Source organism: Methylobacterium sp. NFXW15, assembly GCF_049887755.1.
In the GTDB taxonomy this organism is placed as follows: domain Bacteria; phylum Pseudomonadota; class Alphaproteobacteria; order Rhizobiales; family Beijerinckiaceae; genus Methylobacterium.
Genome location: NZ_JAGEKG010000010.1, coordinates 31,393 through 54,602, shown reverse-complemented (window position 1 = coordinate 54,602; position 23,210 = coordinate 31,393). Strand labels below are relative to the sequence as shown.

The following is a 23,210-nucleotide window of genomic DNA, read 5'->3' as shown; positions in this document are numbered from 1 at the left end:
AGGGGGCTAGCGCGCGATCTCCGATTGGCCGCCCTGCGCGAAGGCTTCGCGCTCGCGCAGGGTCTCGATCAGGTCGAGCACGTGCAGCACGCGGCCTCGCAGATCCCACCATGACGGCAGGGCTCGGGGGCCGCGCGGCAAGGGATACGCCGCGACCGCCTCGATGAGGAAGGCCGTCTGTGCCAACGGCGGCAGGGCGAGGTCTGGACCGGCGGGACGCGGCAGGGCGGCAGCAAGGGCGTGGCCGAGCTTCGCCCAATCGCCGACCCTGGCCCGTTGGGTGACACAATCGTAGCCGTTGCGCGCGACCGACAGGCCGATGCGGGAATAGATCCGCGAGGCGGCACGGATCGCCGGCCGGCAGCGCGGCGGCAGCGCGGCGATGCCGGATTCGGCGCGGGCATAGAGCCCGTCGGCCTCCGCGAGCAGTCGGGCGACCACTCGCGCCAGGGCGGGTGAAGGGCGCGGATCGCTCAAGAACGCCTCGGCGTCGAGCCCGGCCTCGTCCATCCAGTCCCGGGGCAGATAGAGGCGGCCCATGCGGGCATCCTCGCCCACGTCGCGGGCGATGTTGGTGAGTTGCATCGCGGCGCCGAGATCGCAGGCGCGGGCCAGGGCTTCCTGGCTTCGCACGCCCATGATGAGGGCCATCATCACCCCGACAGCCCCTGCCACGCGGGCGGCATAGGCGTGTAATTCGCCGATATCCGCGTAGGAGCGGCCCTGCGCGTCCCATTCCAGCCCCTCGACCAGAGCGAGCGGCAGCGCGTCGGGAATGGCGTGGGCGGCGATGGTCGTGGCGAAGGCGCGGTCGGCCGGATCGTCGGCGGGATAGCCGGCATAGGCGAGATGGATCCGTTCGCGCAGACGGGCCACCGCCCGGTGCCGCCCGTGAACGTCGTCGTTCTCGTCCACGAGGTCGTCGGCCAAGCGGCAGAACGCGTAGAGACCGTGGGCGGGCTGGCGCACCGAGGACGGCAGCAGCAACCCCGCCGCGTGGAAGCTCTTGGAGCCCGCGCGGATCGCGGTGCGGCAGGCCGCGCGATCATCGGCGCGGATCGGTTCAGGCCGTGACACGGGCATCCGGCACCACGCGATCGAGGATACGAGCGGACGAGAGAACGCCGGGCAGACCGGCACCCGGATGGGTGCCCGCGCCGACGAGGTAGAGGTTCGGCACAGAGGATCGGTTGTGCGGCCGGAACCATGCCGATTGGGTCAGCACCGGTTCCAGGCCGAAGCCGGAGCCGCGGAAGCTCAGGAAATCGTCCTGAAAATCCTGCGGCGTGGTCACGAAGCTGGTGGCGAGTTCGGCACGAAGGTTCGGCAGGACGCTCTCTTCGAGCATCGCCTCGATCCGCTGGCGATAGGGCTCGGCCAAGGCCGCCCAATCCTGCCCGCCGGCAAGGTTCGGCACCGGAGCCAGCACGTAGAAGCAATCCTGTCCCGGGGGGGCGAGGCTGTCATCCGTCGCCGTGGGGCGGTGGAGATAGAGGCTCGCATCCTTCGCCAGCACCTTCCGGTCGAAGATATCGCCCAGCAGTTCGCGATAGCGCGGCCCGAGCATGATCGTGTGGTGGGCCACGTCCGGGTAACGGCGACGGGTGCCGAAATACCAGACGAACAGACCCATGGATGAGCGTGATCGCTTCAGGCGGCGCGGGCTCCAACGCAGGTTCTCAGGCAGGAGCTTCGCTTGGGTCAGGGCGGAGTCCGCGTTGCTCACCACGATGTCGGCGGGGATGACCTCGCCGCCCGCGAGCCGCACGCCGCGCGCCGCTCCCTGCTCGACGACGATCTCGCCGACCTCGGCGCCAAGACGCACCCGGCCGCCCTGCCCCCGAATGAGCCGAACCAGCCCTTCCACGAGCTTGCCCGTGCCGCCCATGGCGAAATGCACGCCCCAGCGCCGCTCGAGATCGGCGATCAGGCAATAGACACCGCTCGCCTTGAACGGGTTTCCGCCGATCAGGAGCGGGTGAAAGCTGAACACGGTGCGCAGCCGCTCGTCGCGGATGAAGCTCGCCACCACCGAATGAACGCTGCGGTGGCCGGAGAGGCGCAGCAGATCGGGGGCGATCTTCAGCATCGCGCCGACCGAGCCGAAGGGCACATGGCCCAGTTGCTCGAAGCCCAGCGCGCAGACCGCGCGGGCATGGGCCATGAACCGCTCATAGCCCGCTACGTCGCCGGGGGAGAACTTGGCGACCTCGGCGCGCATCCGCTCCGGATCGCCGCTGTAATCGAAGGTGGCGCCGTCGCTGAACCGGATCCGGTAGAACGGATCCATCGGCACCATGGTCACGTCATCGGAGAGGCGTTTGCCCGCCAGCTCCCATAATTCCTCGAACAGGAACGGTGCGGTGACGATGGTAGGCCCGGCATCGAACGTGAAGCCGTCCCGGCGGTGAACGCGGGCGCGCCCGCCGGGCTGCTCCAGCCGTTCCAGCACCGTCACGCGGTATCCGCGCGCTCCGAGGCGGACCGCGGCGGCCAGCCCGCCGAAACCCGAGCCGATCACCACAGCGTGAGGCCGTGGATCGCTCGTGTCCCTCGACTCCGGTCTGGCCGCGAGTGTCAACATTGCTTGACAGTGCCCGGCGATGTTCCGGCGCGCAAGAGAGAAAATCTCGCATGCGGCACCGTTGGCACCGGGTTCTCGCGCGTTCGCCGAAGCTGGCACAGTCCTGGCAGCGCGGCCGTCGGAGGTGAGCATGAGTGTGGACTTTCTCAGGCGGGCCATCACGCAGGGTGCGGGGCGCACCGACGCCGATCTCGTCCTCAAGAACGGGCGCTTCCTCGACCTCGTGACCGGCAACCTCGTCGCCTCCGACATCGCCATCTGCGGCGGGCGGATCGTCGGCACGTTCGGCAGCTATCGCGGGCAACGCGAGATCGACATCACCGGCAGGATCGTGGTGCCGGGCTTCATCGACACACACTTCCATGTGGAATCGTCGCTGATGCCGCCCCTCGAATTCGAGCGGTGCGTGCTGCCGCGCGGTGTCACCACCGGCATCTGCGATCCTCACGAGATGGCCAACGTCCTCGGGACGGACGCCTTCGCATGGTTCCTCGAATCGGCCGAGGCGACGGTCATGGACCTGCGGGTGCAACTTTCGTCCTGCGTGCCCGCGGCGGCGCATCTCGAAACCTCCGGTGCCTGCATCGAGGCCGCCGACCTTCTGCCTTTCGCAAGCCACCCCAAAGTGATCGGCCTTGCCGAGTTCATGAACTTCCCTGGCGTTCTGGCCGGGGACGAGGGTGCGCTGGCCAAGCTCGCGGCCTTTCAAGGGCGACACATTGACGGACACGCGCCGCTGCTGCGCGGGACCGCCCTCAACGGGTACATCGCCGCCGGCATCCGCACGGAGCACGAGGCGACGACGCCCGAAGAGGCGATGGAGAAGCTCTCCAAGGGAATGACCATCCTGATCCGCGAAGGCTCGGTCTCGAAGGATCTGCACGCCCTGGCGCCGATCCTCGACGAGCGCACGGCGCCGTTCCTGGCCTTCTGCACCGACGACCGGAACCCCCTCGACATCGCCGAGGAGGGGCATCTCGACTTCGTGGTGCGGACGGCGATCCGGCTCGGTTGCCCCCCGCTCGCCGTCTACCGCGCCGTCTCATGGTCGGCGGCGAGGGCCTTCGGGTTGCATGATCGCGGCCTCGTCGCCCCCGGGCAGCGGGCCGACCTCGTCATCCTCGACGATCTCGCCCAGTGCTCGGTCTCGGGTGTGCTCAGTGCCGGGAGGCTGGTCGACGATGCCGTGTTCGCGGAGCGCCGGGCGGTCGCGCCGATCGGGCGGAACAGTATCCGCAGCCGCCGGGTGAATGCGGCCGATTTCGCGGCGCCCGGCTCCGGCCCCTCGACGCCGGTGATCGGCGTGGTGCCGGGCAAGATCATTACGCTGCGCCACGACCTCACCCTTCCCTACTCGGACGGGGAGCGGAGGATCGACCTCGATCAGGACGCGGTGAAGGTCGCTGTGGTGGAGCGCCACGGACGGACACGGCCAGGCGACAGGGGAATCGGCGTCGCCTTCGTAAAGGGTTTCGGCATGAAGCGCGGCGCCATCGCCTCCTCGGTCGGGCACGATTGCCACAACATCACGGTGGTCGGCGCCGACGAGGCGGATATGGCGGTGGCCGTGAATCGCCTCGGCGAGATCGAGGGTGGCTTCGTGGTGGCCGAGGGGGGACGGGTCCTCGCGGAGATCGCCCTGCCGCTCGCCGGGCTGATGAGTCTGCAATCCCATTCCGGCATCGCCGAAGCACTTCGGCATCTGCGTGACGCGGCGCGCAGCCTCGGCGTCGTGTTGCCGGAACCGTTCCTTCAGGTCGCCTTCCTGCCCTTGCCGGTGATCCCACACCTGAAGATCACGGATCGCGGCCTCGTCGATGTGGACCGCTTCGAACTGGTCGATGCGTGAGGCACGCATGACAGGCTTGCTGGAATTTAGATTGCGCGCAATCGATATTCTGGATATCCGAACCGTGCCCGCCATTTAATGCGCACGGCCCATCTGCCGGGGAGATCACGATGTCCGTTGATGTGAAGTACCGCACCACTGCAACCGCCACCGGAGGCCGCGACGGCTCGGCCAAGACCGAGGATGGCAGCCTCTCGGTGAAGCTCTCCACTCCGAAGGAGCTGGGCGGCGGCGGCGGCGAAGGCAATAACCCCGAGCAGCTTTTTGCGGCCGGCTATTCCGCGTGCTTCCTCGGCGCGATGAAGTTCGTGGCGCCGCAGCTCTCGCTCAAGGTTCCGAACGACACGACCGTCACCGCCAATGTGGGCATCGGCCCGCGCTCCGAGGGCGGCTTCGGCATCACGGCCGATCTCAAGGTCAGCCTGCCGGGCCTCGACAAGGCGGATGCCGAACGTCTGGTGCAAGAGGCCCACAAGGTGTGCCCGTATTCCAACGCCACGCGCAACAACGTCGATGTCGGCCTGACGGTCGCCTGAGACCGAACCGACGCGCCCGAGCGTTTTCGCCCCTCCTTCCTCCGGGAAGCGAGGGGCTTTCTCATGCGTGAGACGCTGCGCGAACCAAAGCCACCATTCCGCTGCCGTGCCGTTCGATATGCCCGTCGAGTTCCAACTCGAGCAGGACGGTCTGGACCGTTCGGATCTCGCATTGCGCCGCGCGGGCGAGATCGTTGATCGCGACCGGTCCAGGACCGAGCAGGGCGAGGATGCGGCTATGCTCGTCGCCCGGCTCGGCGGGCTCGGGTTCCGGCGCCGTGTCAGCGACGGGAGCTGAGGCACCGTCGAAATCCAGCTCTTCCCAGAAATCCGGCTGGTCTGCGAGATCCGGACGCCTGCGGGCGGGAGCGGCCTCCGGCACGGCGCCGTGCTCGATGATCGGCCCGATCACTTCAAGGATGTGATCCGCCTCCGTCACCAGGGTCGCACCCTGGCGGATCAGGTCATTCGTGCCGTCCGAGCGCGGATCGAGGGGCGAGCCCGGCACGGCGAACACCTCGCGGTTCTGCTCCAGGGCATAGCGCGCGGTGATGAGCGAGCCCGAGCGGCGGGCCGCCTCCACCACGACGCTGCCATAGCTCAGGCCGGACACGATCCGGTTGCGCCGGGGGAAGTCCTGGCTGCGCGCCTGCCACCCCATTGGCATCTCGGCGAGGACGGCACCGCCCGCATCGAGAATGGCATCGACCAGGGCCGCATGGTTCGCGGGGTAGATCCGGTCATGTCCGCCCGCCATCACGGCCACCGTGCCCGTGGAAAGGCTGGCGTGGTGGGCGCGGGCATCGATGCCGCGCGCAAGACCGGAAACGATGACGAGCCCGGCCTCGCCCAGCGTGCGGGCCAGCCGCTCGGTGAACACGCCCCCGGCAGCGGACGCGTTGCGCGAGCCGACGATGGCGATGGCCGGGCGCGACAGGATCGCGGGGTCGCCGCGCAGGGCGATGAGCGGCGGCGCGGCATCGATCGCCCGAAGCAGGGCCGGATAGGCGGCGTCGCCCGAGGTGATGAAGCGGCCACCGAGTCGGGCGAGCGCCGCGACCTCGTCCTCGGTCTGGGCACGGCTCGGAGGAATGACGGGCCGTCCCTTGCGACGGCTGAGATCCGGCAAGGCCTCCAGTGCCGCTGCCGCGCCGCCGAACCGGTTGATCAGCTGGCGGAAGCTGCGGGGACCGATGCCCTCGGTGCGGATCAGGCGAAGCCAGTCGAGTCGTTGCGCGTCGGAAAGGTCCATCGCGCGCTCACCCCTTCTGGCCGATCCGCCCCTCGGTGCCTGCCGCAAGGCGCTTGATGTTGGGGGCGTGCTTCCACCACAGCAGGAGGCCGAGCACGACGAAGAGCAGGGCGGCGGCGGGCAGGCCGAGCAGCCACAGAACCAGGGGCGTCACCGCCGAGGCGGCCAGTGCCGAAAGCGACGAATATTTGAAGGCGAAGGCCAGCCCGAGCCACACCACGGCGAAGGCCAGGAGCGCCGCCGGGCTGAAGGCGATGAGCAACCCGATCAGCGTCGCGACGCCCTTTCCGCCCTTGAACCCGAGCCAAACCGGAAAGAGGTGCCCCAGGAAGGCGCCGAGGCCTGCCGCGATCGCGGGTCCTTCACCGAACTGCGCCGCGATCAACACGGCGGCGGTGCCCTTCAGGGCGTCCCCCAACAGGGTCGCGAAGGCGAGACCCTTGCGGCCGGTGCGCAGGACGTTGGTGGCGCCGATATTGCCGGAGCCGATCGAGCGCACATCCCCCAGTCCTGCGATCCGGGTGAAGATGAGCCCGAAGGGAATCGAACCGAGCGCGTAGCCGATACCCAGTCCCGCGAGGGCGGGGAGCGTGGCGAGATCGGCGGGAATCATGCCGCTGCCGCCAGATCATCGACCGCATGGACGACGCGACCACCAACCATGGTCAGCACCGCTGCACCTTGCAGGCGGGCACTGTCGAAGGGCGAGTTCTTCGAGCGGGACTTCAGCCGCCGCTTGTCGACGACATAGGGCAGATCCGGGTCGATCAGCACGAGATCGGCGGGTGCGCCGATCGCCAGCCGCCCGGCGGGCTTGCCCAGCAGGGTCGCGGGGTTCGCGGTCATCGCCGCGATCAGGCGAGGCAGGCTGACATCGCCCGTATGGACGAGGCGCATGGCGGCGCCAAGCAGGGTCTCGATGCCGAGCGCCCCATCCGCCGCCTCGGCGAAGGGCAGACGCTTGGTGTCGGCATCCTGCGGGTTGTGATCGGAGACGATCACGTCGATCACCCCCGAGGCCAGGGCGGCCACCATCGACTGCCGGTCGGCCTCGTCGCGCAAGGGCGGCGAGAGACGGCAGAAGGTGCGGTAATGGCCGATATCGTTCTCGTTGAGGACGAGGTTGTTCACCGATACGCCGCAGGTGACGGGCAACCCGTCCTCCTTCGCGCGACGCACGATTTCGACCGAATCGGAACAGGAGATCATCGCCGCATGATAGCGGGCCCCCGTGAGGCGCACGAGGCGGAGGTCGCGCTCCAGCATCACGGTCTCGGCCTCGCGGGGCACGCCCATCAGGCCGAGACGCGAGGCGAGTTCGCCTTCATTCATCACGCCCTCGGCGGCCAAGCTCGCCTCCTCGACATGCTGCATGATGAGCACACCGAAATCGCGGGCATAGGTCAGCGCCCGGCGCATCACCTGCGCATCGGCCACCGCGCGAAGGCCATCGGTGAAGGCCACCGCACCTGCCTCCTGCAACAGGCCGAACTCCGTCATCTCCCGGCCCGCGAGGCCCTTGGTGATGGCGGCGGCGGGCAGGACGTTGACGCAGGCCGTATCGCGCGCGCGCCGTAGGACGAAATCCACGATGGCCGGGCCGTCGATCACCGGATTGGTGTCCGGCATACAGACCAGCGTGGTCACCCCCCCGGCGGCAGCGGCGGCGCTGGCCGAGGCCAAAGTCTCGCGGTGCTCGGCGCCGGGCTCGCCCACGAAGGCGCGCAGATCGATGAGACCGGGCGCGAGGACACGGCCCGCGCAGTCGATCCGCTTGGCGCCCCCAGGCGCACCGGGCGCGGCGCCCTGCGCGATGTCGGCGATGGCCCCGTCTCGGACGAGAATCGCGCCGGGCTTTTCCGTACCGCTCGATGGATCGAGCAGGGTCGCGTTGGCGAGCAGAAGGTCGGTCACGGGCGCGGCTCCGCGAGGGGGTCGAGGCGCATGGCGAGGCCGGCGGCGGCCATATGCGCCTTGGCCTCGCTGATCGTAGCTTGGCCGAAATGGAAGATCGAGGCGGCGAGCACGGCGCTGGCCCCGCCCTCGGCGACACCCGCCACGAGATCGTCGAGCCCGCCGACACCGCCCGAGGCGATGACCGGCACGCCTACCGAATCGGAGATCGCCCGCGTGAGCGCGAGATCGTAGCCGGAGCGGGTGCCGTCGCGATCCATGGATGTCACGAGCAGCTCGCCCGCGCCCTTCTCCGCGACGAGCCGGGCGAAGGCGATCGCGTCGATACCGGTCGGATCACGCCCGCCATGGGTGAAGATCTCCCAGCGCAGGGGCTCACCGGGGGCGGAGACGCGCTTGGCGTCGATGGCCACCACAATGCATTGCGCGCCGAACTTTTCCGCCGCGCGGGCGACGAGATCGGGATCCTTCACGGCCGAGGTGTTGATCGCGACCTTGTCCGCGCCCGCGAGCAACAGGGCGCGGACATCCTCGACCGCGCGCACGCCGCCGCCGACCGTAAGCGGCATGAAGCAGGCTTCCGCCGTGCGGCTCACGACGTCGAGCAGGGTGCCACGGGCCTCGCGGCTCGCCGTGATGTCGAGGAAGCAGAGCTCGTCCGCCCCCGCCGCATCATAGGCCTTGGCGGCCTCGACCGGATCGCCCGCATCACGCAGGCCCTCGAAGCGCACACCTTTGACGACGCGCCCGTCCTTCACGTCGAGGCAGGGGATGATGCGGGTCTTGAGCACGGGACGGGCTTCCCTTCTGCCTGAGGTCGCCGCGAGCTTAACGCGAGGCCGCCGCGATCGCGGCCAGGGCCGCGATGGGGTCGATGCGGCCGTCATAGAGGGCGCGGCCGGTGATGGCGCCCGCGATCAGCGCGCAATCGGGCTGCAGCAGCCGGTGCACGTCCGCGATGGAGGCGAGGCCGCCCGAGGCGATCACCGGCACGGCCACGGCCTCGGCCAGCGCAAGCGTCATCTCGACGTTGAGACCCTTCAGGATGCCGTCTCGGGCGATGTCGGTGTAGACGATGGCCGCGACTCCGGCATCCTCGAACCGGCGCCCGAGTTCCTCGGCGGTCATGCTGGAGGTCTGCGCCCATCCCTCAACGGCGACGCGCCCGTCCTTGGCATCGATGCCCACCGCCACCTTGCCGGGATGCAGCCGGGCCGCCTCACGGACGAAGGCCGGATCGCGCACCGCGGCGGTGCCGATGATGACGCGGGCGACGCCTTTGGACAGCCAGCCTTCCAGGGTCTTCATGTCCCGGATGCCGCCACCGAGTTGCACCGGGATGTCGATGGTCGCGAGGATCGATTCGACCGCCTCGGCATTCCGCGGCGCGCCCGCGAAGGCGCCGTCGAGATCGACCACGTGCAGCCACGAGAAACCTTGGCCGGCGAAGATCGCCGCCTGCGCAGCGGGGTCGTCCCCGAAGACGGTTGCCCGGTCCATGTCTCCCTGGACGAGGCGGACGCAGCGGCCACCCTTCAGGTCGATTGCGGGATACAGGATCACCGGGATGTCTTTCTCGTCTGTCCTGCGGCGCCGGTCAGGGGCGCCAGCGAAGGAAGTTGGCGATGAGGGCGAGGCCGAGATGCTGGCTCTTCTCGGGGTGGAACTGCATGCCGGCGACGTTGTCGCGTGCCACGGCGGCCGTGACCGGGCCGCCGTACTCCGCCCGCATCACCGTGTCATCGGGATGCTTGGGCGTTAAGGCGAAGCTGTGCACGAAATAGGCATGCAGGCCCCCTTCCCCGGTCGGGATGCCCTCGAACAGGGCGTGGGGGCGAACCGCGCTGAGGGTGTTCCAGCCCATATGCGGCACCTTGAGCGCCGGATCGGACGGCCGGATCGGCCCGACATCGCCGGGGATCCAGCCGAGACCGGGCGTTTCGACATATTCGAGCCCGCGAGACGCCAGCAACTGCATGCCGACGCAGATGCCGAGGAAGGGCTTACCCTCGCGCTTCACCGCGCCGGTCATCGCCTCGACCATGCCGGGAACGGCGTCGAGCCCGGCCCGGCAATCGGCATAGGCGCCGACACCCGGAAGGACGATACGGTCCGCCGCCGCCACGACCTCCGGATCGGCGGTCAGGACGATGCGGGTGCCGTCGAGCCCGGTCTCGCGGGCGGCACGCTCGAACGCCTTCAAGGCCGAGTGGAGATTGCCCGATCCGTAATCGATGATGGCGACAGTCTGTCCGGTCATTCCCTGTCCCACGCCGTCACCGCAGCCCTTCACGGGCGGGGAACAGACCGATCACCGGCTCCGCCCGGCGCGCGGGGCCGCCCGGGAAGGGCGCGCGCGGCGGTAACGCAGCGTTGCTTGGGTCGAGCCAGCGGGCGAGCGCCTTTGCTTCGGCCTCGGCGGCATCCCGCGCCACGATCACGTCGCGGGCGGCCCAACCCTTTCGGGCCAACGTCCACCGACGCAGGCTCGACGCTTCGAGGCCAATGAGCACGCTGGCGAGCAGGGTCATCAGCGTACCCGCCCAGCGCGCCAGGCCGATGGCGAAGCCGCCAAAAGCCAGCAACACGAGCCCGGCCAGCACGAGGAGGGCTGCGATCCAGAGCCGGTGGTAGAGGAACCACAACACCGAGAAGGCGAAGGCGGGCCGCGAGAACCCGTCGGGCACGAGAACGGCCCGGTCGAGGCCGTCGACCTCACCGGGGCGAGCCTCGGGCGGCAGGTGGAGGGTGTAGCTGCGCATGCGCATTAGGCTTGGCCCCTACAATGTTCCCTTGGTCGACGGGACGCGGCCCTCTTCGCGTGGATCGATCGCGACGGCCTTTCGCAAGGCCCGGGCCAGTCCTTTGAAGCAACTCTCGGCGATGTGGTGTGCATTCTCGCCGTAGAACGTCTCCACATGCAAGGTGAGCCCCGCATTCATCGCGAAGGCCTGAAACCATTCACGGACGAGTTCGGTGTCAAAGTTTCCGATTTTCTCGACCCGGAACTGCGTGCGGAAAACGAGGAACGGGCGACCGGAGATGTCGACGCAGACGCGGCTCAACGTTTCGTCCATCGGCAGATGGACATCGGCATAACGGGTCACGCCGCGCTTGTCGCCGAGCGCCTTGGCGAAGGCTTGGCCAAGCGCGATGCCGCAATCCTCGGCGGAGTGATGCTGATCGACATGCAGGTCGCCCGCGACCTTGATGTCGATGTCGAACAGGGCGTGCCGCGCGAGCAGTTCGAGCATGTGGTCGAGAAAGCCGATGCCGGTGGCGATCGTCGCCTTCCCGGTACCGTCGAGGGCGACCGACACCGAAACGTCGGTTTCGGCGGTCTTCCGGCTGATACTCGCGCTGCGCATCGTGTCCGTGATGAGTGTCGGCGGCGAAGGGGCCGCCGGGTGCTTCTAGAATACGTGACGGGAAAGGGAAATCGCGCGCGGGCGTCAGCCCTTCAGTACGCGTCCGGCCACGGCATCGAGCTTGGCGAGCAGCGCCGGATCGCGCACGGCGGGCGCCGTCATGATCGCGCCGTCGAGCGCCCGGTGCGAGCCCGCGGGGCAGAGCTCGCGCTCGGCCGGGAAGTCGCGGGCGAGGCGCGATACCAGCTGCGCGGCTTTGTCGGCATTGGCCCGCGCCACGGCGATGACGGCGGCGACATCGACGGCGTCATGGCCGGGGTGCCAGCAATCGTAATCGGTCACCATCGCGATCGTCGCGTAGGTGATCTCGGCCTCACGGGCGAGCTTGGCCTCCGGCATGTTGGTCATGCCGATCACATCGAAGCCCTGCGCCTTGTAGGCGCGCGACTCGGCGAGCGACGAGAATTGCGGCCCCTCCATGCAGACATAGGTGCCGCCCCGGTGGACTTGGATGTCCTCAGCCTTGGCCGCCTCAGCGATGCGATCCTGCAGGTGCGGCCCGACCGGATGGGCCAGAGAGACATGGGCGACGCAGCCGTCGCCGAAGAAGGACGAGGCGCGCCCGTGGGTCCGGTCCACGAACTGATCGACGAGAACGAACAAACCGGGGGGTAGCTCCTCGCGGAAGGAGCCGCAGGCCGAGAGAGAGACGATGTCGGTGACGCCGACGCGCTTCATCGCGTCGATATTCGCGCGGTAATTGATCCCGGAGGGCGAGAGGCGGTGGCCGCGCCCGTGCCGGGGCAGAAAGACCAGCGTCGTCTTGCCGATCCGCCCGATGCGCAGCGCATCGGAAGGCTCACCCCAGGGAGAGGTGACGCGTTCCTCGCGCACATCCTCAAGGCCGGGCAGGTCGTAGACCCCCGATCCGCCGATCACCCCGAGCACCGCTGCCGTCATTCCGGCGTCTCCGTCACTGTTGTGGTTCGCCGGTAGCATGGTGGTCGCGCCCAAAAAAGACGGGCCTCCCGGAGGGGAGGCCCGCTTGTTCGTCCGAGCGCTGGCCGGATCACCAGGCCTTGTGCAGCTCCGGCTGAAGACCGTGGACCTCGCCACCGGCGCCCGCCCAGACCTTCTTCTTCACGTAGTAGAGCAGCCCCGACATCACGAGCAGGAACAGGATCACCCGGAAGCCCAGGGCCTTCCGCTCCATCATGTGCGGCTCGGCCGACCACATGAGGAAGGCGGCGACGTCCTTGCCGTATTGCTCAACCGTCTCGGGGACGACGGGCTGATCCTTGTCGTTCTTCGGATAGGTCACCTGACCGTCCGAGATCGGCGGCGGCATCGCGATGATGTGGCCCGGATAGTAGAGATTGTAGTGGCCGCCATCCGGCACCTGGAAGTCCTTTGGGGCTTCCTTGTAGCCGTTGAGAAGGCCGTGGATGTAGTCCGGCCCCTGCTCCGAGTAGCCGACGAAGGGTAGCCAATCGTAGAGGAACGTCAGATTACCGCGCGAGAAGGTGCGGGCCTTGGCGATCACCGAGAAATCCGGCGGCGCCTTGCCGCCGTTGGCGGCAGCGGCAGCCTGATCGTTCGGGAAAGGCGGCGGGAAGGTATCGGCCGGGCGGCCCGGCCGTTCGAACATGTCGCCCGCGTCGTTCGGCCCGTCCTTGACCTGATAGGTGGCGGCGAGCGCCTTCACCTGAGAGGCCGAGAAGTGCGGGCCGCCTTCCTGCGCAAGGTTGCGGAAGGAGACGAGCTTCATCGAGTGACAGGCGGCGCAGACTTCCTTGTAGACCTGGAAGCCGCGCTGGAGCTGCGCTTCGTCGAAGCGGCCGAACATGCCGGCGAAGCTCCACTTCACCCGCGGCGGGACGGGGCCGCCATGGGCATCCTCGGCCCGCGCGGGCGCACCGAGGAGAAGGGCCGCCACCGTGGCAGCGAGGGTGGTCGAGAGGACGCGCGTCATGGCCATCGTGTCGTCGTCCCTCAGCCCTTGATCTGCGGCGCCGCGGCGGCGCCCGCCGGCATGCCGGCTCCCGAGACCTGCTTACCCGGTCCCGTCACGCTCTCGAGGATCGAGCCGGGCAGCGGGCTGGGGGTCTCGAACAGGCCGCAGAGCGGCATCACGATCAGGAAGTGAGCGAAGTAGTAGGCGGTGCAGATCTGCGAGGCGATCACGTAGCCGCCCTCCGGAGGCTGCGAGCCGAGCCAGCCGAGCAGCAGGCACACACCCAGGAACACCCACATGAACTGCCGGTAGATCGGCCGGTAGTTGCAGGAGCGGACGCGCGACGTGTCCAGCCAGGGCGCGAAGGCCAGGATGATCACGGCCGAGAACATCAGGATGACGCCGCCGAGCTTATCCGGAACGGCCCGCAGGATCGCGTAGAAGGGCAGGAAGTACCATTCCGGCACGATGTGGGCGGGCGTCACCGCCGGGTTAGCCTGGATGTAGTTATCGGCATGACCGAGGTAGTTCGGCATGAAGAACAGGAACCACGCGAACAGGATCATGAACACCACGGTGGCGAACACGTCCTTGATCGTGGCGTAGGGCGTGAAGGGAACCACGTCCTTGCCGCTCTTCACCGGGATGCCGGTCGGGTTGTTCTGGCCGGTGACGTGCAGCGCCCAGACGTGCAGGACGACGACACCCGCGATCATCCACGGCAGCAGATAGTGCAGCGAGAAGAAGCGGTTCACGGTCGGGTTGCCGACGGAGTAGCCACCCCAGAGCAGGCTCTGGATCGTATCGCCGACCACCGGGATCGCCGCCAGGATGTTCGTGATGACGGTGGCGCCCCAGAAGCTCATCTGGCCCCACGGCAGGGTATAGCCGAGGAAGGCCGTAGCCATCATCAGCAGGTAAATGATGACGCCGAGGATGTAGAGCACCTCACGGGGGGCCTTGTACGACCCGTAGTAGAGCGCCCGGAACATGTGGACGTAAACCGCGACGAAGAACATCGATGCGCCGTTGGCGTGCGCGTAGCGCAGCAGCCAACCGTAATTCACGTCGCGCATGATCTTCTCAACGGAGGTGAAGGCCCCCGTCGCGGACGGCTCGTAATGCATCGCCAGCCACACGCCGGTGATGATCTGGATGCCGAGGAAGGCGGCGAGGATCGCGCCGAAGGTCCAGAAGTAGTTCAGGTTCCGGGGGACCGGATACGCGATGAACGACGAGTGGACGAGGCCGACCAGAGGCAGCCGCGACTCGAACCATTTCGCGACGCGGCTCTTCGGGACGTAGGTGCTGGCGGTACCGCTCATGTCTGCCTCTACCCTCAGGCCACGCCCTTGCCGCCAGCCGACTCACCGATGCGGATCTTGGAGTCCGACTGGAAGGCGTAGGGCGGAATCGGGAGGTTGATCGGTGCAGGGCCGCGGCGAACGCGGCCCACGGCGTCGAACTGGGAACCGTGGCACGGGCACGCCCAGCCCTCGAAGTTCCCCTGGTGGCCAATCGGCACACAGCCGAGGTGCGTGCAGTTGCCGTAGACCACGAGCCACTGATCGTGGCCGTTCTTCACCCGCGTATCGAACGCAGCGGGATCGATCTGCTGGTTCAGCGGCACGGCCTTCATGTCGGTGACCTCTTTCGAGGTCAGCTTGCGCACGAAGATCAGCTTTCCGCGCCAGAAGACGTTGATGATCTGCCCGTCCTGGATCGGCGTCAGGTCGACCTCGATCGGGGCACCTGCCGCGATCACGTCGGCGTCGGGCGCCATCGAGGCCACGAACGGCCATGCGATCGCACCGGCACCAACGGCGAGGCCCGCGCCCGTGGCCAGAAACAGGAAGTCACGACGGCTGCCGTCGTGGGACGCATCGGCGGGAGCGGCGGTTGAGTTCGCCAAGGGCTCAGCACTCCGAGGTCGTGTGTCACGGATACGAGTCCGCCGGGTGGCGGTCGCCGGGACCACAGCATTATGGTTCTAATCTGTGCAATGCGACCGGCCGTCGCCTCAAGTCAAGCCGGGGTCGGCATATGGCCAAGCCAAACCGGGGAAAGAGTCCCCGAACTGTGTCAGCAGGCCAGCGAGCCTTGGCGGGCGCCCTCGGAAACGGACTAGAAACGTCAATAACGACACAGCATCACGGGCCTTAGCTCAGAATTAAGCACGCTCACCTCAGGATGAGGGGAAGACGCTCATAGGTTGAGCAGGAGTTGCGACGTGCAGCTGTTGAAATTCCGTTTGAAATCGATCGGCTCGAAACTGGTCGTGGCGATGCTGGGGGTTTCCCTCGGCTCCGCAGCGGTGGTCGGCATCGTGAGTTATCAAGCTCAGGTCACCTCCAGTGAGAGCGCGATCAGCGCGAGCCTGCTGCGACGCTACAACGCCGTTTCGGAAGCCATGAGCGAGCAGGGCCAGCGCGCTCTGGCCTCCGCCGTCTCCCTGGCCAACGATCGCGGCATCGCCGATGCCTTCGGCCGGGGGGACCGGGCCGACGCCCTCGCCCGTCTCGCGCCGTCATTTCCGGCCCTCAAGAGCCTCAACCTCGGCTTGGTGACCCTGCACGGGGCTGACGGCAAAGCCTTCGCCCGCGCCCATTCCCCCGAGAAGTTCGGGGACGACGTCCTCTTCCGCCGCGGATTGGTGCGCGATGTGATCCAATCGCGCGGAACCCTGACCGGCATCGAGCCCGGCAAGGACAGCATCAGCATCTTCGCCGTGGTGCCCACCTTCTCGGAGGGCCGCTTCGTCGGCGTCACCGATGTCGGGGCCGTGCTCGGCGATGACTTCATCGCCGCCCTCAAGCGCCGGACCGGCGCCGACATCGCCATGCACCTCGTTGGCGAGAACGGCGTGCAGACCCTGGGAGCCACCTTCCCCCAGAAGACGCTGTTACCCCTTGAGGCGCAGCGTGAGGCGATGGCCGGGCCGATCCCGAAGCAGATGAGCGAAATCGGCGGCCGCCCCTTCGCGGTGCTCGCCGGCCCCCTGAAAAACTATTCCGGCAAGACCATCGGCACCCTGGAAGTCGCCCTCGACGCCACGGACCTCATCGCGGCCCGCGACCACGCGATGTTCGTGCTGGCCGGCGTGCTGCTGGCTGCGGCAGCGGCCACGATGGCGGCGGCCTATGCTCTGAACCGGCATATCGGGCGGCCCGTAGCGGACCTGAACACCAGCATGGGCGAGATCGCCTCCGGCCATTTCGACCGGACGATCCCCGCGATGGGCCGCCAGGATGCCATTGGCGACATGGCTCGCTCGGTCGCCTATTTCCGCGATGGGTTGGTGCAGCAGCGTGCCATGGAGGCCGAGAAGGAGGCCGGGACGCTGGAGAAGATGCGGCAGGCCGAGCGGATGAGCGCGCTGATCCACGGCTTCGAGGGCACGGTCGGCTCCATCGTGGGCATCGTTTCGTCGGCCGCCACGGAGTTGCAGGCCACCGCCCAGCATCTCACCCAGACGGCGGATGACACCTCGGCGCGTGCGGAAGCGGTCGCCGTGTCCGCCCAGCAGGCCGGGGCGAACGTCACCTCCGTGGCCGGAGCGGCCGAGGAGCTAGGCGCCTCGGTGAGCGAGATTGCCCGGCAGGTCGATCATTCGCTAGCCCAATCGACCCACGCCGTGGCCGAGACCCAGGCGTCGGCCACCACGGTCGGCGAGTTGAAGGAGGCGATGAGCCGGATCGGCGAAATCGTCGCGCTCATCGACGGGATCGCCTCGCAGACCAATCTGCTGGCCCTCAATGCGACCATCGAGGCCGCGCGGGCCGGGGATGCGGGACGCGGCTTCGCCGTGGTCGCTTCCGAGGTGAAGGCCCTCGCCACCGAGACCAGCCGGGCCACCGCCGAGATTTCGGAGCAGATCGCGAGCATCCAGGCGACCACCGCACGGGCGGTGTCGGGGATCGGCGGCATCGTGACCACCATCCACGACATCAACCGGGCTGCCTCCGCCATCGCGTCGGCGGTAGAGCAGCAGGGAGCGGCCACTCGCGAGATCGTCCAGTCGGTGTCGCAGGCCTCGGTCGGCACGTCCGAGGTTGGCAGCAGCATCGCCGTGGTCTCGCACGCCGTGTCCGGCACCGGCGCGGCGGCGGGTCAGGTCTTCGCGGCCTCCGAAGAACTAGCTCGTCAGGCCGAGGCCCTGCGCGCCGAGGTGGAAGGCTTCCTCCACGGCGTGCGCGCCGCCTGATCGCCTACTCGGCGGCGTCCTCGAAGGGCGCCGTCCTGTCGGGCAGGAACCCACCCGATTGCCGCGCCCAAAGCCCGGCATAGACTCCACCCCGCGCCACGAGTTGGGCGTGGGTGCCCTCCTCCACGATCCGGCCCGCCTCGATCACGACGAGGCGGTCCATGGCCGCGATGGTCGAGAGCCGATGCGCGATGGCGAGCACGGTCTTGCCCGCCATCAACGTGTCGAGAGACTCCTGGATCGCCGCCTCGACCTGGCTGTCCAGTGCCGAGGTCGCCTCATCGAGGATGAGGATCGGGGCATCCTTCAGGATCACGCGGGCGATGGCGATGCGCTGGCGCTGCCCGCCCGACAATTTCACCCCCCGCTCCCCAACATGGGCTTCAAAGCCCCGGCGCCCCTTGTGATCCACGAGATCGGCGATGAACCTGTCAGCATGGGCAAGGCGCGCCGCCTGAGCCACCTCCGCGTCCGTGGCGTTCGGGCGGCCATAGGCGATGTTGTCCCGGATCGAGCGGTGCAGCAGGGAGGTATCCTGGCTCACCATGGCCACGGCCTCGCGCAGCGATCCCTGCGTCACCCCGGCGATGTCCTGCCCGTCGATGAGGATGCGGCCGCCCTCGACGTCGTAGAGCCGTAGCAGCAGGGAGGCGAGGGTCGACTTGCCCGCTCCGCTCACGCCCACCAGCCCGACCCGCTCCCCGGCCCGGATCGTGAGCGAGAAATCCTCGATGATCGAGGCGTCGCCCCGTCCGTAGTGGAAGCCGACCTGCTCGAAGCGGATTTCCCCGCCGGTCACGGCGAGTTCGCGCGCGTCCGGCGCGTCGACGAGGCCGTGCGGACGGCTGATCGTCTGCATGCTCTCCTGGATGACGCCGACATTCTCGAACACGCCGCGCACGGTCTGCATCACCCAGCCCGACATGGCGATGAGACGCAGCACCAGGGCGAGCCCGGCCGAGGCCTCGCCCGTCGTGAGGCCGCCGCCTTGCCACAGGAGCAGGCAGGCCCCGGCGGTCGCGACGAGGAGCGCGCTGTTCAGGATTCCCAGAAGCGTCGTGGTCAGGGTCACCAGCCGGAACTGGAACAGGTAGGTATCGGTGTTGGTCTGCACCGCCTCGCGCACCGCCGCGCGCTCCTCCCGGTCGCGGGCGAAGAGCTTCACGGTGAGGATGTTGGTGTAGCTGTCGACAACACGGCCGATCAGGGCCGAGCGCGTCTCGGCGGTGGCGTGCGAGCGCGCCCGGGCGCGGGGCACGAACCATGCCGTGAGCCACGCATAGGCGCCGATCCAGACCAACACGGGCAGGGCGAGCCAGGGGGAAATCGAGCCGAAAAGGCCGACCGCCGTCACCGCGTAGATTGCGACGTAAAGCAGCGTGTCGATGAAGACGACCGCCAGTTCGCGCACCGCCGGGCCGACCTGCACGATGCGGTTCGACAGCCGCCCGGCGAAATCGCCCTGAAAGTACGAGAGCGAGTGGCCGAGGGTGTAGAGATGCGCCCGCCAGCGGACGAGGTTGGTCGTCTGCGGTACGACGAGCTGGTTCGAGAGGGCCTCGTGCGCCCAGATCGACAGGGGCCGGACCAGGGCGACCAAGACCAGAGCGAGGGTGATGCCCGTGGCATGGTCCGAAAGGATCGACGTTCGGTCGGCCGTACCGAGCAAGTCGATGAACCAACGCATCACGAGGTAGAGGGACGCCTCGACCGTGCCCGCGATCACCGCGATGACGAAGAGCGCCGCCAGCGCCCAGCGGACCGGACGCAGATAGAACCACACGAAGCCGGTAACCGACTTCGGGGGCATCCGCGTCTCATCGAAGGGCGCGAAGGGGTCGATCCGGCGTTCGAGCCAATCGAGAAACATGCTGGACGCGGGTGCTCCGGAGGGAGCCCCTCATGTAAGGTCCGGGAGCCGCGGGCCAAGCAACCGCGACTCCACGACCGGACGACTACCGGTTGAGGGCGAGAGAGGCGCCGGACTTGGTGAGTGCGCCGTCGAGGCCCGCGCCGCCCTGGCGAAGCCGGGCCGCCACGGTGCCGCCGGGCTGGTAGAGGTAGACCTCGCCATCGCGGTAATCCCAGGCCGAGACGCGGCCGAGTTCCTTGTTCGAACAGCCCGAGGTCGAGGCCTTGTACAGGTCGAGGGAGGGCGTGCTCGACAGCGTCACGCGGCAGCTGGCGCCCGTGGCGTCGCGGGCATCCCAGCCGCCGACGACGGCGGCGCGGCCGGTGGTGGTGACCGGCGGCGGGGGCGGAGGCGGGGTCACCGGCTCAGGCACGACGGTCGGCGCCGGAGCGCTCGGATTGAGGCCCGCGACGGGACCGGGCGGGGGCAGATCGGGGCTGGCCGCGGCGCCCGGCGGGGGCGCAAGCGGCGAGGCCGTGACGGTGCCCGATGGAATTGCGGTGATGGGGGCGTCGAAATCGGCGCGGGGTCCGGGGGCGCGGGTCTTCGGGCCCTCCAACCGGTCGGACGCACAGGCGCCGAGCCCGGCGCTGAGGCAAAGCACGGCGATCAACGAGGGGCTCGGGCGCAGCATCGTTCCACTTGGCTCGGGCAGAATGGCTCGGACGGACACCTCGCGATGTCGTGCGCCTGCCTCGGCGGGAAATGCGCTCGCCACAAGGCGAGCTCCGCGGCGAACTCGTGTTCCGGCGTGAATAGCGGGCTTTTCGCCCCGGTGTTGCGAGCGGGCCGCACCCGCCTCGTCTTTGCGAGCGTGAGCGAAGCTATCCAGGGATACGCGACGTGCCGTGAGGTCGCGCTGCCCTGGGTCGCTTCGCTGCGCTCGCGATGACGGCCGAGCCGTCCGTCAGACCTCGCGCTCGACCATCATCTTCTTGATCTCGGCGATGGCCTTCGCCGGGTTCAAGCTCTTCGGGCAGGTGTTCGCGCAGTTCATGATCGTGTGGCAGCGGTACAGCCGGAACGGATCATGCAGGTTGTCGAGGCGCGCGCCCGTGTTCTCGTCGCGGGAATCGATCAGCCAGCGATAGGCTTGGAGCAGGGCCGCCGGGCCCAGGAACTTCTCGCCGTTCCACCAGTAGCTCGGGCACGAGGTCGAGCAGCAGGCGCAGAGGATGCACTCGTACAGCCCGTCGAGCCTCGCGCGGTCCTCCGGCGTCTGACGCCACTCCTTCTCCGGCGACGGTGTGTCGGTCTGCAGCCAGGGCTCGATCGCCGCGTGCTGCGCGTAGAAGTTCGTCAGATCCGGCACCAGATCCTTCAGCACCGGCATGTGCGGCAGCGGATAGATGCGGATGGCGCCGTCCTTGTCCTTGCGGGTCAGGATCGGCAGCGCGTTGTCGGGGCTCTTGCACTCATCGATGCCCATCGTGCAGGCGAGCGCGTTCTGCCCCTCGATGTTCATGGCGCAGGAGCCGCAGATGCCCTCGCGGCAGGAGCGGCGGAAGACCAGGGTCGAGTCGACCTTGTTCTTGATCCAGAGCAGGGCATCGAGGACCATCGGACCGCAATCGTCCCGGTCGACGAGGTAGGTGTCGACGCGCGGGTTCTGCCCGTCATCCGGGTTCCAGCGGTAGATCCGGAAGGTCTGGAGGTTCTTCGCCCCCGCAGGCGCGGGCCAGGACTTGCCCTGCGTGATCTGCGAGTTCTTCGGAAGGTTGAACTGGGCCATGGGCTTGATCGGATCCGCAAGGGCAGGTCGATGCGGCGGATCGTAGAGCGACCCGCCGCCTGATGGTTCAGCCGAGATGAAGGCTCAGTACACGCGGGCCTTGGGCTCGATGTACTGGATCTCGTTCGACATCGTGTAGGTGTGGACCGGACGATAATCGATGGTCACGCCGCCCGTATCGCCGATCCAGGCCAGGGTGTGCTTCATCCAGTCCTTGTCGTCGCGGTCCGGGAAGTCCTCGCGGGCGTGGGCGCCGCGCGATTCCTTGCGGTTGGCGGCCGATTCCATCGTCACCACGGCCTGGCCGATCAGGTTGTCGAACTCCAGGGTTTCCAGGAGGTCGGTGTTCCAGACGAGGGAACGGTCGGTGATCTTCACGTCCGAGGCGGCGTCGTGGACCTTGTGGATCAGGCCGCGGCCCTCTTCCAGCACCTCGCCGGTGCGGAAGACGGCGCAGTTGTTCTGCATGGTCTTCTGCATCTCGGCGCGCAATTCCGCCGTAGCGGTGCTGCCGTTGGCGTAGCGGAACCGGTCCAGGCGCTCGAGGGCCTTGTCGGTGGCGCCCTTCGGCAGTTCCATCGCCCGGCCGTTCGGCTCCACGATCTCGGCGCAGCGCTTACCCGCCGCGCGGCCGAAGACCACGAGGTCGATGAGCGAGTTCGAGCCAAGGCGGTTCGCCCCATGGACCGAGACGCAGGCCGCCTCGCCGATGGCCATCAGGCCCGGCACCACGGTGTCGGGGTTGCCGTCCTTCAGGGTCAGCACCTCGCCGTGATAGTTCGTGGGGATGCCGCCCATGTTGTAGTGCACGGTCGGGATGACCGGGATCGGCTCCTTGGTCACGTCGACGCCCGCGAAGATCTTCGCGCTTTCCGAGATGCCGGGAAGCCGCTCGTGCAGGATCTTCGGGTCGAGGTGGTCGAGGTGCAGGAAGATGTGATCCTTGTTCTTGCCGACGCCGCGGCCGTCGCGGATCTCCATGGTCATGGAACGCGAGACGACGTCGCGGGAGGCGAGGTCCTTCGCGGACGGGGCGTAACGCTCCATAAAGCGCTCACCCTCGGAATTCGTCAGGTAGCCGCCCTCGCCGCGCGACCCTTCCGTGATCAGGCAGCCGGCGCCGTAGATGCCGGTCGGATGGAACTGCACGAATTCCATGTCCTGCAGCGGCAGGCCGGCGCGCAGCACCATGGCATTGCCGTCACCCGTGCAGGTATGGGCCGACGTCGCCGAGAAATAGGCCCGGCCGTAGCCGCCGGTGGCCAGGATGGTCTGCTGGGCGCGGAACCGGTGAATTTCGCCAGTCGCCTGATCGAGGGCGATGACGCCCCGGCAGCGGCCTTCCTCGTCCATGATAAGGTCGAGAGCGAAGTATTCGATGAAGAAGTCCGTCTGGTTCTTCACCGCCTGCCCGTACAGGGTGTGCAACATGGCGTGACCGGTGCGGTCGGCTGCCGCGCAGGTGCGCTGGGCGGTGCCCTTGCCGTAATCGGTGGTCATGCCGCCGAAGGGGCGCTGGTAGATCTTGCCCTCTTCCGTGCGGGAGAAGGGCACGCCCCAATGCTCCAGCTCGTACACGGCCGCCGGAGCGTTGCGCACGAGATATTCGATGGCGTCCTGATCGCCGAGCCAGTCCGACCCCTTCACGGTGTCGTACATGTGCCAGCGCCAGTCGTCCGGCCCCATATTGCCGAGCGAGGCCGAGATGCCGCCCTGCGCCGCCACGGTGTGCGAGCGGGTGGGAAACACCTTGGTGATGCAGGCCGTGCGCAGGCCCGCCTGCGAGCAGCCGACCGTGGCGCGAAGACCTGCGCCGCCAGCGCCCACGATCACCACGTCGAAGGCGTGGTCATGGATTGTGTAGGCGGGCTTGCCGCCGTTCGTTCCGTTCACGGCCATGGTCGG

Annotated in this window: 21 protein-coding genes; 3 read left to right on the top strand and 18 right to left on the bottom strand. The window is 68.2% G+C overall.

The window, feature by feature from the left end; genetic code table 11:
* Positions 1-6: 6 nt before the first annotated feature.
* Both J4O73_RS19985 and J4O73_RS19980 read right to left on the bottom strand, forming a co-directional pair.
* Complete coding sequence (locus J4O73_RS19985) at positions 7-1,083, bottom strand: phytoene/squalene synthase family protein (protein WP_426220233.1); 1,077 nt, start codon at positions 1,081-1,083, stop codon at positions 7-9.
* The gene (locus J4O73_RS19980) at positions 1,064-2,584 is read right to left on the bottom strand and encodes a phytoene desaturase (RefSeq protein ID WP_426220231.1); all 1,521 of its coding nucleotides are present in this window, start codon (positions 2,582-2,584) and stop codon (positions 1,064-1,066) included. The genes J4O73_RS19985 and J4O73_RS19980 overlap by 20 nt, the downstream gene beginning before the upstream one ends.
* A 130-nt stretch (positions 2,585-2,714) precedes the next feature.
* Here J4O73_RS19980 and ade point away from each other — a divergent pair, with 130 nt between their 5' ends.
* A complete protein-coding gene (gene ade, locus J4O73_RS19975) occupies positions 2,715-4,433 on the top strand; it encodes an adenine deaminase (protein WP_426220229.1) in 1,719 nt (572 codons plus the stop codon).
* A gap of 110 nt (positions 4,434-4,543) precedes the next feature.
* Positions 4,544-4,969, top strand: a complete 426-nt coding sequence (locus tag J4O73_RS19970; RefSeq protein ID WP_426220227.1) for an organic hydroperoxide resistance protein — start codon at positions 4,544-4,546, stop codon at positions 4,967-4,969.
* A 61-nt stretch (positions 4,970-5,030) separates the two neighbouring features.
* Here the strand turns inward: J4O73_RS19970 and dprA are convergent, their stop codons facing one another.
* The 12 genes from dprA to petA all read right to left on the bottom strand — a co-directional run bounded on the left by dprA (position 5,031) and on the right by petA (position 15,369).
* Positions 5,031-6,221 (bottom strand): DNA-processing protein DprA, encoded by a 1,191-nt coding sequence (gene dprA, locus J4O73_RS19965; RefSeq protein WP_426220225.1) that lies wholly within the window; start codon positions 6,219-6,221, stop codon positions 5,031-5,033.
* Between the two features lie 7 nt (positions 6,222-6,228).
* Entirely contained in the window at positions 6,229-6,834 is a 606-nt protein-coding gene (plsY, locus tag J4O73_RS19960; protein ID WP_426220223.1) for a glycerol-3-phosphate 1-O-acyltransferase PlsY, read from the bottom strand.
* Positions 6,831-8,135, bottom strand: coding sequence for a dihydroorotase (locus J4O73_RS19955; RefSeq protein ID WP_426220221.1), 1,305 nt, complete (start codon positions 8,133-8,135; stop codon positions 6,831-6,833). Before J4O73_RS19955 ends, plsY begins: the two co-directional genes overlap by 4 nt.
* Positions 8,132-8,926 (bottom strand): imidazole glycerol phosphate synthase subunit HisF, encoded by a 795-nt coding sequence (gene hisF, locus J4O73_RS19950; RefSeq protein WP_378969660.1) that lies wholly within the window; start codon positions 8,924-8,926, stop codon positions 8,132-8,134. The genes J4O73_RS19955 and hisF overlap by 4 nt, the downstream gene beginning before the upstream one ends.
* A 37-nt stretch (positions 8,927-8,963) precedes the next feature.
* Positions 8,964-9,698 (bottom strand): 1-(5-phosphoribosyl)-5-[(5-phosphoribosylamino)methylideneamino]imidazole-4-carboxamide isomerase, encoded by a 735-nt coding sequence (gene hisA / locus J4O73_RS19945; protein WP_426220219.1) that lies wholly within the window; start codon positions 9,696-9,698, stop codon positions 8,964-8,966.
* Between the two features lie 34 nt (positions 9,699-9,732).
* Positions 9,733-10,395: an imidazole glycerol phosphate synthase subunit HisH gene (gene hisH, locus J4O73_RS19940; protein ID WP_426220217.1), complete on the bottom strand. Its 663-nt coding sequence runs from the start codon at positions 10,393-10,395 to the stop codon at positions 9,733-9,735.
* 16 nt (positions 10,396-10,411) lie between these two features.
* Entirely contained in the window at positions 10,412-10,897 is a 486-nt protein-coding gene (locus tag J4O73_RS19935; protein WP_426220216.1) for a DUF2628 domain-containing protein, read from the bottom strand.
* A gap of 18 nt (positions 10,898-10,915) precedes the next feature.
* A complete protein-coding gene (gene hisB / locus J4O73_RS19930) occupies positions 10,916-11,503 on the bottom strand; it encodes an imidazoleglycerol-phosphate dehydratase HisB (RefSeq protein ID WP_426220214.1) in 588 nt (195 codons plus the stop codon).
* 84 nt (positions 11,504-11,587) lie between these two features.
* Positions 11,588-12,463, bottom strand: coding sequence for an S-methyl-5'-thioadenosine phosphorylase (locus tag J4O73_RS19925; protein WP_426220212.1), 876 nt, complete (start codon positions 12,461-12,463; stop codon positions 11,588-11,590).
* A 109-nt stretch (positions 12,464-12,572) separates the two neighbouring features.
* Positions 12,573-13,481, bottom strand: coding sequence for a cytochrome c1 (locus tag J4O73_RS19920; protein WP_426220210.1), 909 nt, complete (start codon positions 13,479-13,481; stop codon positions 12,573-12,575).
* 14 nt (positions 13,482-13,495) lie between these two features.
* Entirely contained in the window at positions 13,496-14,782 is a 1,287-nt protein-coding gene (locus J4O73_RS19915) for a cytochrome b (RefSeq protein WP_426220208.1), read from the bottom strand.
* 14 nt (positions 14,783-14,796) lie between these two features.
* Positions 14,797-15,369: a ubiquinol-cytochrome c reductase iron-sulfur subunit gene (petA, locus tag J4O73_RS19910; RefSeq protein WP_378969643.1), complete on the bottom strand. Its 573-nt coding sequence runs from the start codon at positions 15,367-15,369 to the stop codon at positions 14,797-14,799.
* Between the two features lie 318 nt (positions 15,370-15,687).
* Here petA and J4O73_RS19905 point away from each other — a divergent pair, with 318 nt between their 5' ends.
* The gene (locus J4O73_RS19905) at positions 15,688-17,661 is read left to right on the top strand and encodes a methyl-accepting chemotaxis protein (RefSeq protein ID WP_426220206.1); all 1,974 of its coding nucleotides are present in this window, start codon (positions 15,688-15,690) and stop codon (positions 17,659-17,661) included.
* 4 nt (positions 17,662-17,665) lie between these two features.
* Here the strand turns inward: J4O73_RS19905 and J4O73_RS19900 are convergent, their stop codons facing one another.
* The 4 genes from J4O73_RS19900 to sdhA form a co-directional block, all read right to left on the bottom strand.
* A complete protein-coding gene (locus tag J4O73_RS19900) occupies positions 17,666-19,531 on the bottom strand; it encodes an ABC transporter ATP-binding protein (protein ID WP_426220204.1) in 1,866 nt (621 codons plus the stop codon).
* An 85-nt stretch (positions 19,532-19,616) separates the two neighbouring features.
* Positions 19,617-20,207 carry an AprI/Inh family metalloprotease inhibitor gene (locus tag J4O73_RS19895; RefSeq protein WP_426220202.1) on the bottom strand — a complete coding sequence of 197 codons (591 nt, stop codon included), beginning with the start codon at positions 20,205-20,207 and terminating at the stop codon, positions 19,617-19,619.
* 273 nt (positions 20,208-20,480) lie between these two features.
* On the bottom strand, positions 20,481-21,305 hold the full coding sequence (locus J4O73_RS19890; RefSeq protein WP_426220200.1) for a succinate dehydrogenase iron-sulfur subunit: 825 nt from the start codon (positions 21,303-21,305) through the stop codon (positions 20,481-20,483).
* An 84-nt stretch (positions 21,306-21,389) separates the two neighbouring features.
* On the bottom strand, positions 21,390-23,204 hold the full coding sequence (gene sdhA, locus J4O73_RS19885; RefSeq protein ID WP_426220198.1) for a succinate dehydrogenase flavoprotein subunit: 1,815 nt from the start codon (positions 23,202-23,204) through the stop codon (positions 21,390-21,392).
* Between the last annotated feature and the right edge of the window lie 6 nt (positions 23,205-23,210).

What these genes read in the sequence shown, in the direction of transcription:
- J4O73_RS19900 (WP_426220204.1), bottom strand. Translation starts at nt 19,531, where the DNA reads ATGTTTCTCGATTGGCTCGAACGCCGGATCGACCCCTTCGCGCCCTTC.
- hisH (WP_426220217.1), bottom strand. Translation starts at nt 10,395, where the DNA reads ATGACCGGACAGACTGTCGCCATCATCGATTACGGATCGGGCAATCTC.
- dprA (WP_426220225.1), bottom strand. Translation starts at nt 6,221, where the DNA reads ATGGACCTTTCCGACGCGCAACGACTCGACTGGCTTCGCCTGATCCGC.
- sdhA (WP_426220198.1), bottom strand. Translation starts at nt 23,204, where the DNA reads ATGGCCGTGAACGGAACGAACGGCGGCAAGCCCGCCTACACAATCCAT.
- J4O73_RS19935 (WP_426220216.1), bottom strand. Translation starts at nt 10,897, where the DNA reads ATGCGCAGCTACACCCTCCACCTGCCGCCCGAGGCTCGCCCCGGTGAG.
- J4O73_RS19895 (WP_426220202.1), bottom strand. Translation starts at nt 20,207, where the DNA reads ATGCTGCGCCCGAGCCCCTCGTTGATCGCCGTGCTTTGCCTCAGCGCC.
- J4O73_RS19920 (WP_426220210.1), bottom strand. Translation starts at nt 13,481, where the DNA reads ATGGCCATGACGCGCGTCCTCTCGACCACCCTCGCTGCCACGGTGGCG.
- hisB (WP_426220214.1), bottom strand. Translation starts at nt 11,503, where the DNA reads ATGCGCAGCGCGAGTATCAGCCGGAAGACCGCCGAAACCGACGTTTCG.
- J4O73_RS19980 (WP_426220231.1), bottom strand. Translation starts at nt 2,584, where the DNA reads ATGTTGACACTCGCGGCCAGACCGGAGTCGAGGGACACGAGCGATCCA.
- J4O73_RS19915 (WP_426220208.1), bottom strand. Translation starts at nt 14,782, where the DNA reads ATGAGCGGTACCGCCAGCACCTACGTCCCGAAGAGCCGCGTCGCGAAA.
- J4O73_RS19985 (WP_426220233.1), bottom strand. Translation starts at nt 1,083, where the DNA reads ATGCCCGTGTCACGGCCTGAACCGATCCGCGCCGATGATCGCGCGGCC.
- J4O73_RS19970 (WP_426220227.1), top strand. Translation starts at nt 4,544, where the DNA reads ATGTCCGTTGATGTGAAGTACCGCACCACTGCAACCGCCACCGGAGGC.
- ade (WP_426220229.1), top strand. Translation starts at nt 2,715, where the DNA reads ATGAGTGTGGACTTTCTCAGGCGGGCCATCACGCAGGGTGCGGGGCGC.
- J4O73_RS19890 (WP_426220200.1), bottom strand. Translation starts at nt 21,305, where the DNA reads ATGGCCCAGTTCAACCTTCCGAAGAACTCGCAGATCACGCAGGGCAAG.
- J4O73_RS19925 (WP_426220212.1), bottom strand. Translation starts at nt 12,463, where the DNA reads ATGACGGCAGCGGTGCTCGGGGTGATCGGCGGATCGGGGGTCTACGAC.
- plsY (WP_426220223.1), bottom strand. Translation starts at nt 6,834, where the DNA reads ATGATTCCCGCCGATCTCGCCACGCTCCCCGCCCTCGCGGGACTGGGT.